Source organism: Paraburkholderia sp. GAS42 (assembly GCF_050436565.1).
Classification (GTDB): domain Bacteria; phylum Pseudomonadota; class Gammaproteobacteria; order Burkholderiales; family Burkholderiaceae; genus Paraburkholderia.
On the sequence record NZ_JBNDML010000056.1, the window covers coordinates 1 to 5,608 of the forward strand.

Annotated in this window: 4 protein-coding genes and 1 pseudogene; 3 read left to right on the top strand and 2 right to left on the bottom strand. The window is 58.0% G+C overall.

What is annotated here, in order from left to right:
- Positions 1 to 1,168: 1,168 nt before the first annotated feature.
- Positions 1,169 to 1,402, top strand: coding sequence for a hypothetical protein (locus P3T16_RS34635; protein ID WP_429345640.1), 234 nt, complete (start codon positions 1,169 to 1,171; stop codon positions 1,400 to 1,402).
- 314 nt (positions 1,403 to 1,716) lie between these two features.
- Here P3T16_RS34635 and P3T16_RS34640 read toward each other — a convergent pair whose 3' ends face one another.
- Both P3T16_RS34640 and P3T16_RS34645 read right to left on the bottom strand, forming a co-directional pair.
- Complete coding sequence (locus P3T16_RS34640; protein ID WP_429345641.1) at positions 1,717 to 1,989, bottom strand: hypothetical protein; 273 nt, start codon at positions 1,987 to 1,989, stop codon at positions 1,717 to 1,719.
- 427 nt (positions 1,990 to 2,416) lie between these two features.
- Positions 2,417 to 3,181 carry a hypothetical protein gene (locus P3T16_RS34645; RefSeq protein WP_429345642.1) on the bottom strand — a complete coding sequence of 255 codons (765 nt, stop codon included), beginning with the start codon at positions 3,179 to 3,181 and terminating at the stop codon, positions 2,417 to 2,419.
- 487 nt (positions 3,182 to 3,668) lie between these two features.
- On the opposite strand from P3T16_RS34645, the gene P3T16_RS34650 reads away from it, so the two are divergent.
- Together P3T16_RS34650 and P3T16_RS34655 are read left to right on the top strand one after the other, a co-directional pair.
- Positions 3,669 to 4,439, top strand: coding sequence for an SDR family oxidoreductase (locus P3T16_RS34650; RefSeq protein ID WP_429259079.1), 771 nt, complete (start codon positions 3,669 to 3,671; stop codon positions 4,437 to 4,439).
- Between the two features lie 75 nt (positions 4,440 to 4,514).
- Positions 4,515 to 5,514: pseudogene (locus P3T16_RS34655) on the top strand (IS1182 family transposase); the annotation flags it as partial.
- Between the last annotated feature and the right edge of the window lie 94 nt (positions 5,515 to 5,608).

Below are 5,608 nucleotides of genomic sequence, written 5' to 3' on the forward strand. Positions count from 1 at the left end.
CAGTTCGCTCTCGTCGGCGCGTGGTCATTCGACCGGCGATTCAGCTTTGGTAAGAGACATTGAGACGGCCGAGCGTCGAGCGGCAGAGAAGGGTCGAAATGCGTCCGACGGACGACACACAGCTACAGTGCTCAATTGGTGCAATGCAACCAAGAACGCCGGCATCAACCAGCAAATACGGATAGCCTCCAAAACCAGAGAAGCATTGCCATTCACCACTGCTGCCGACGTGAGTCAGCCCGTTGTCCCCGCCCTGCCGTATTGCGCGGGTCGGCGTGGGCTTGCAGAAGCCTCAGTTCGATGGACACTTCAGGGCTTGTAGTGTCCATATCAACCTACCTGGCGAGCGACACAAGATGGCCGCGAAGCTATTGATTTTTCGGGCGTTCAATGTGTCCATCTACCCGCTAACTTGTTAATGCTCTTCGGAGTGAAGGGGCCGTGTCTGGACCGCATCAAGATGTACGACCGGATTGCGTCGGCCGATTCGATGGGGTTCGACTTCGGCGCGCGCGTGAAGGCGCGGCAGGCCGGCATTTCGAACACTATCGCGCACAGGTCGGCCGAGATGACCCGGTGGATGCAAAACGCGCAACGTCGTGCGAAGCCCGCGGCAGGTGATCAGTTTCGATTGCCCCTGGCGACATGAAACCGAGACCTTCTCCATTCCCTGATCCCAGCCCACGCGTTCTCCGGAACGGTGGGCTTTTTTTTCGCTCAACCGGAGCGGATGGGCCGCTGAAGCACGGCTGGCACTGAGTGTTATCGGAGCGCGTCCCCCTTGCACAAGGGGGCGCTGTCGTGCAAATCAGAATGGCGGGCGCTACTCGCCCCGTGGTCCCGCCGATACGCCTTTCGGCGACTACGCAGCAACCCTTCGCGACACAAGCCGAGGCGCTCATGGCAGGATATAGCGCCGGACAGAGGGCAGTGGAGGACACGCTCGCGCGTTGACAACAATTCGTTGCTGGATGCTTCCGGTTAGGAACTCCTTCCCTTGCCCGGGCTTTCCCGTGGCAGCGACTTTGGGCGACTAGACACAGCCACTTCAACCGACCCTTGTCGCCGGTTCGGCCCTGCACCTTTTGATCGTCAAAGAATTGTCCTAGGATAGAAAAACTGAGGCACCTCAGTCGGCTCGCCGAGCGGCCACAAGGAGCGACATGTCATGCATGCTGATCCCGTTGAATACAGGACATCGACGATCATGCCTCTGGCCCCAATTTCCATGCCAGGCTACGCAGCAACAGCGATAGTCACGCATCGGAACGGCAAACGCGAAGCATTGGGCATTCTGGGTTACTTTGCATCCGAGAGCGCGGCATGCCTGTTTGCCATTGAATACGCAAAAGCCCATATCGACGGTCGGCGCCGCCCAAAGCCGCCGTTTTCCCTTCGGTAAGTCTGCGCCGGCTGTTTGTGCCATCGAAGTTAGCGACGCCGGATAGCTCGCGTAAGCGCTGAAGAGATTCCGCATGTAAAAAAAGCCGCAGACATTGCTGCGGCCCGAAACACACACGTCGCGCAAGGGGCGCTGACGTTGGTCCCATCCTACACATCCGCGTTTCTGAAGCAATCAGGTATCTCGTCTGAATATATGCGGGAGGCCGCATTGCCGCATCTACCGTGGGGCGGACCTATATGAATCACAGCCGCAGGCGTTGCAGAATGGCCACAGAGCCAGTCGTCTGGCACGAGGCTGATGCATCTGGACTTTCACTTCACCGGGGTCCTGGCCTGTATAGATGAATCAGTGTCCGGGCTGCCGATGTTACCTTCGCGCGCTTCGATCCACACAATCGCCCATTGGCGCGCAACCTGTATAGCCTCGTCCTGGTTGTCGAACCAGGCAAGATTGCGCTCGATGTGCATTTCAGTGTCCACATCATCGTCAGGCGACGCTCGGATGATCCGCGCATGTGCGAAAAACTGTCCAAGCGAAAATTCCGGGGTTGCGTCAATGACCCAGCCGCGGTACTCGAATTCCATGATTACCTCCGATACTCAGCTAATCGAGATTCGAACAGACAAAGCATGGATTCATCAGGCTGTATTCGCTAAACCTCCAGGGTTGAATTGCCGACGTCGGGGCCGGCGAGCAGGCAGCACGTTGTTTTCAGGCCGCAATACTGTTATAGATCCGCGCCAGTGCTTCTGTATATCGGCAATCGAAAGATGCCTTTCCAGTCAGACTGGGCCGATGCGCCCATGTGGTCCAACCGGAACACAGCCCACGGGCGCGTTCCGGCAAGCAACACACCTCCAACGTGACATGCGTCAGCGTAATAGAGGGCTCGTTTTAGCACGAAGGCGACGAGTAACAACTGATCGTCAGCGAGCGGCTGCTATCGAGAAAACTGGTGGTCCCTTGCGGGCGATTACGGAAACTATTTGCGCGGGGGATCCGAGCTCTGTTTCAGGCGCTTAGCACCTGTTTGACCCGTTGCACGTCAACTCGTCGACCGACTGTAGACTCCATTCGACGCTCGAGCGACTCCTTGCGCTTTTCTTCAGCGTTCGCGATGAAGTCGGACAGTTCGCGCTCCAAGGCTGAGTCTTTGGCGCCCGGCTTCCACCTCGCGGCTCCGTGCCGCCGGCGCGTGGCCCGAGCAAGTGCTAGCGCTGCCATCGCAGCCTTCGCACATTCGTATTCAACCTGACCACAAAGGTCGATTGGCTCGCCGAATTCGCGAAACGCTTCCACATACTCCCGAGCGGCGTGCACTGTCGCCGGATACTCACGGAGCTCGGAGATAACTTTGCGGCTCAAGACATGCCAGTGAAGCGTGTCCGGGTAGGCAAAGGCGGGAATGGAAACGCCTTTACTGGCTTCGCGGTTCATATGGCCGACTGGCTCCGCTGCTGCCCAGGTGGCCTTATGCATCACTGTCCGGCAGGTTCGGGCGTAGCTTTCCAGCGATAACGCTAGTTCCAGTGCAGTGTCGCGTCGCTGACGCTTGCGCTCCCTGGCATCCCTCGCTGAAATCCAGGTGAGCGTTATGACAGAACCGACTGCCGCTGATGTCAGCGCCAAAGTCACCGGAGTGTTCCAGTCGACTCGCTGGAGATATTCAAGCCATTCCTGCCGCATACGTTGCGCCTCGGAGAAAGAGGTGCAGAGAGTATAAGCAATCGTTTGCGCAGTAATCAGAGCAAAATTGGCGTTGTGTGTTTTCCCCACAATCGCTTCAGTACGGCGGTGAGTATCTTGACAAAATATGTTGATCCAGGGCAGCAGCCGGACCAGAGCGAGGGGCGGCGCGCAAGATATTCAGGGCCGGTTCGCTTCGTAAGTAGACAGGGTCTGTGGGTCATGGCCACCACCGTTCGCTCGCTCAATCGGCCAGCTTCGGCCAGAAACTAGATGCGCCGCCGTAGGTCGATGGTGATCGATTGGAACCACTGACGGATAAGGCATAGGTCGGGGAGAAAAGGGTAACGCCAGATTCAAGATGCGAGCGCCGCGCATTGAACGCCTAAACTGCTTCAACGCATGGACAGGGGGAAACTCGTGACGCGATTCGCTGAAGGCGATGTCGAAACGGGCCGGACGTCGGGTATGGAGCGCTGAGCCGAACATCGGGATTCGCCATAGCCAGACGCGAGGGAGGCGCGGTCGCTGGTGTCCATCGGATCGCGCGGCTTCGGAACCACCAGGAGGAGCGGCTGTGAAGAAAGAGCAACAGGTTGCACTTGTGACGAATGCGTCGGACTATGCCGGCCCGCCTGCCGTAGCAGCACTGCTGGATGCGGGATTCCGCGTGCTTGCCCACGATGATTCCTTCGTGGACGACATCGCGTGGGAGCACTTTTCGAACGCGAATGGCAGTGTCGAGCGTGTGAGCGGCAAAAGCGTTGAGCTGCTGGTCGAAGCCGCATGGGCCGTCACTGGGCGGGTTGATGCCATTGTCAGTAACGACCACTTTCCCGCTATCCATCGGCCCACTGTGGATGCATCACTGGACGACCTGCGGCAGACGCTAGAAAAGCTGGTGGTCGGTCCTTTCGCTTTGGTAAAGGCGGCAATCCCGCGTATGAGACATCAGGGCGGCGGGAATCTCGTATTAGTGACATCGTGCCGGACAAAGCTGCCAATGCACGGAGGCGCCATTCCTGATGCCGCGAGGGATGCTGCGAATGCATTGGTTCGATCGTTTTCCGTCGAACTTGCGCCACTTAACATTGCCGTCAACGCAGTGGCACCGAACTTCCTGTATAGCGAGGCTTATTATCCACGCGCTATCTTCATAGACCAGCCGGAGGGTCGTGACTATGTCAGGTCTTCGGTGCCGGCGGGTCGGCTAGGCAGGCCGGAAGAGATCGGCGAACTGATCTGCTTCCTCGCATCGACACAGTCCCGGTTCCTGACTGGCGCTGTAATTGACTTTTCGGGCGGGTGGCCTGCGGCTGCAATGAGACCCCGAAAGACGGACGATTGAAAGCAACTTGGCACAAAGTGGTACCGATTCTTGCCCTATGCGGTGGACGCATATGCACATCGCATGAGGCGGCGTTCGGGTCGCCCGTCCTATCATCCGGGCGTGCTGCTGAAGATCTATATTTACGGCTACCTGAACCGGGTCCAGTCGAGCCGCCGCCTGGAACGTGAATGCCAACGCAATGTTGAATTGATGTGGCTCACCGGCCGTTTGGCGCCGGACTTCAAGACCATAGCTGACTTCCGTCGTGACAACGGTACTGGCATTCGCAACGTATGTCGCCGCTTCGTCGTCTTATGCCGTGAACTGAAACTGTTCTCGCAAGCGCTTGTTGCCATCGACGGTAGCAAGTTCAAGGCAGTCAACACTCGCGATCGCAACTTCACCGAGGGTAAGGTCGATAAGCGTCAGAAGCAGATCGAGGAGAGCATCCAGAGGTATCTGAATGCTTTGGAGACCGCCGATCGTACGCAACCTGCTGAACTGGAAGCGAAGACGACTCAAGACGCAGCCTGATGGCCAACTCTCGATGACTGATCCCGATGCGCGCTCCATGGCGACGAGCGGCAAAGGCTCGGGAATGGTGGGCTACAACGTACAGGTGGCAGTAGACGCCAAGCACCACCTCATCGTCGCTCACGAAGTCACAAATTCTGGCAGCGACCGGGCGCAGCTTAGTCCTATTGCGAAGGCTGCGCGCGATGCTATGGGTAAGACCAGACTCCGGGCCGTAGCTGATCGAGGCTACTACAGCGCGCCTCAGATCAAGGAATGCGCAGATGCCGGCATTGCAGTCATGTTGCCAAAACCCACGACGTCCAGCGCAAAGGCCCATGGCCAATTTGACAGGGCAGACTTCATCTACATTGCTCGGGACGACGAATACCAATGTCCCGCCAGCGAACGCGCGATTTACCGTTACACCAGTGAGGAACACGGCATGCAAATGCGCCGGTACTGGAGCAGTGCCTGTTCGCAATGCGCAATAAAGTCACAGTGCACTCCGAGCGGCCAACGACGGATAAGTCGATGGGAGCATGAGTCGGTGCTGGAGGCAGTTCAACGTCGGCTGGATGGATAGCGTCAAGCAGGAAGTCCGGTTTACCGACAAACATCTTGGCCGGTCGGCCGAGGTGATTGTCGCTGCGTCAGGGGGTCATGGTTGTCGC